This is a genomic window from Nitrospira sp. BLG_2 (assembly GCF_049222245.1).
In genome coordinates this window covers 1-2,373 of sequence record NZ_JBLYIG010000364.1, presented here as the reverse complement: position 1 = coordinate 2,373, position 2,373 = coordinate 1, and the positions used below count along the sequence as shown (strand labels likewise).

Here is a 2,373-nt window from a genome sequence, read left to right as displayed (position 1 = left end):
GCCCGGCTTGTGATCTCCGCTCGCATAGTCGAAGTGAAACAGCAGTCGAGGGGTCCAGGGCATGTTCAACATGTAGCCGATATCCAGATGGTTTAAATAGGCGAAGTGGTCGGTCACGCCTCGTGTGCCAAATTGCCAGCTGGTCTCAATTTCATAATCCGCTTCTCCTGGCTTGGGCTCTTTATAAAGCCGGCCTCCGAACGTGGAATAGGTGCGGTGATTGGCCACGTTGGCCACTCGCTTATCGTTCAGGCCGAAATAGTAGGCGTCAATCTGAAACCAGGGGAAATGCATACTTTGGAAATAGGTGCCCCAAAAGAGCGTCTTCTCATGTTGCTTATCCATGTTGACATCGTCTCGAAGGACCGGTTCGACGATGAAGGCGCGCACCCGCCAGGTCTTGTCCTGATTGAGCTGCCAATGAAAGCCGTCGAAGGCATTCGAGGTGTTACGGAACGCGTTTCGGGCGACCAATCGCCGGTTGCCGAGGTCCATGGTCATGCGCCCGAAATGGAAATCGGTCCGCAATCCGGTCCCCAGAACGTTGTTCAATGTCAAGGCCCCCATCACTTGGAGAATATCGAATTCATTGACCGTGGTGGTATCGCGGAAATCGCCAGGATTGTTATCTAAAAAGGAACGGGAATCCTGCCCCTCGAAGAGAAACCGAAACGGCCCGTTGCCGCCCAAGCCGAACCGAACCCGTGACCTCAGAGGAATCGACGCATCCGTCGCGCCATTTCCGGAGACTTGACTTGCCCGCCACGGATGGTCATACGATTCAAAGCGGGTCCGATTTTCCAAACCAAGATCCAACCAGTCCGGAAGGTGGAGCGCGGTCTTTTCGTATCGAACCCAATCCATCTCCCGCCGTCGATTGAGCACCGCATCGGCTGGTTCAATCCAATTTTTCCCCTGGTGATCCGTGACGTTGAAATATTCTTCGTCGGTGATCCAGTGTTTGTCGTGCATGAGCTTGATTACCGGATCTTCCGTTTCCTTGAACACCCACTTTCCGTCCTTCTGTACCATTTCTCCATATTCGACGGCCGTCGCCGTGTTCGTTCCCCAAATCAGGAGCGCCCCTGTTAGCAAGGCTCCCCAAAATGGTTTCTTCGACATGATTCTCCTCTTATTCCGACAGGTGTTGTGAACGAGTGTGTTAGACCCTGGCGAGAAAATGATCAGGCGATCCGCAGTGCATGGACTTTCCCCGTGTCGCTGGTGTCGTAGCCCCCCAAGGCTTCAAGCTCGTTTCGAAACGGTCCGCTCGCGATGGTCTCAAACAAGCGGGGAAGCGTCGGGTGGGATGTTAAGTAGGGCTTCGGCACGACCAGATCGTAGCGCGTCGACTGGAGGGGGACGAAATCGAGCCCGAACAGGTTCGCCGCCGAACGAATGCCAATGCCCACGTCAGCCTGGCGTCCCTCAATGCATCGCGCCACTTCAAAATGAGAAAACACGACGCGGTCGTATCCGTGTACATACGTCGGCTGGACGCCGGAGGCGCGCAGGTGCTGATCGAGCAGCAATCTTGCCCCGGAGCCTTCTTCTCGATTGACCAATGTCACCGTGGGCTGAGCAAGATCAGCGGCCGTACGGATAGACAACGGATTGCTCCGGCGAACCATGAATCCTTCTTCCCAGGTCGCAAAGGTGACGACCTCGTAGCCTGATCCTTTGAGGTGTCGCCGGAGGAACGGCATGTTCGATTCGCCGGTGACGGGATCAAAGAGATGCAATCCGGCCACATGAACCTCGCCGCGCTGCAACGCCTGCAGCGCCGCCATGCTGCCCATCGGCCAACCGACGACCGTCGTCTGATCTTTGTGTCGTCGTAAATGTTCACCGGCCAGGAAAATTGCCGGATCGCATCCGGCGACAGAGATGGCTTGTTGAATGGCCTCACGATCGCGCGAGAGTTGTACGAGGACGGCGGTTCCGGATGACTTCTGATGCGTCTCCGTGATGTAGCCGTCGGCGGGAACGGCGAAACACAGTTGTTCTCCCAAGTCGGCGACCGGCCGCACGATCGTCCGTTTGCCCACCGTCGACACTTTGACGCGGATCGAGGGCGTCTGCCTCTCCGCTTGAGGGACCCAGCCGATCAGGGTCCCTTCAATGATGTCTCCAACCTGAGCCAGACTGAAGAGATCTTCGACACGGCAAGTCAGTGCAGCCGCTAACCGGAGGGCAACCGCGGTCGTCGGCAAGTAGAAATTGGATTCAATGGCAGAGACCGCCTGCCTTGTGATTCCTGCTCTCTTGGCGAGTTCGCTCTGGGAAAAGCCTTGCGCGGCGCGGACGGATTTCAAGTGGTTGGAGAATTGAATATCGTTTTCGTGTTGTTTTTTCTCCGTCTCCATGGCCGGC

The 2,373-nt window shown here is 56.3% G+C and carries 2 protein-coding genes; both read right to left on the bottom strand.

The window, feature by feature from the left end; all coding sequences use genetic code 11:
- Nucleotides 1–1,122: alginate export family protein (locus tag ACOSYY_RS10005; RefSeq protein ID WP_421662154.1), on the bottom strand; the 1,122-nt coding region annotated here is incomplete at its 3' end.
- Nucleotides 1,123–1,184: 62 nt separating this feature from the next.
- Nucleotides 1,185–2,373: XRE family transcriptional regulator (locus ACOSYY_RS10000; RefSeq protein ID WP_421662152.1), on the bottom strand; the 1,189-nt coding region annotated here is incomplete at its 5' end.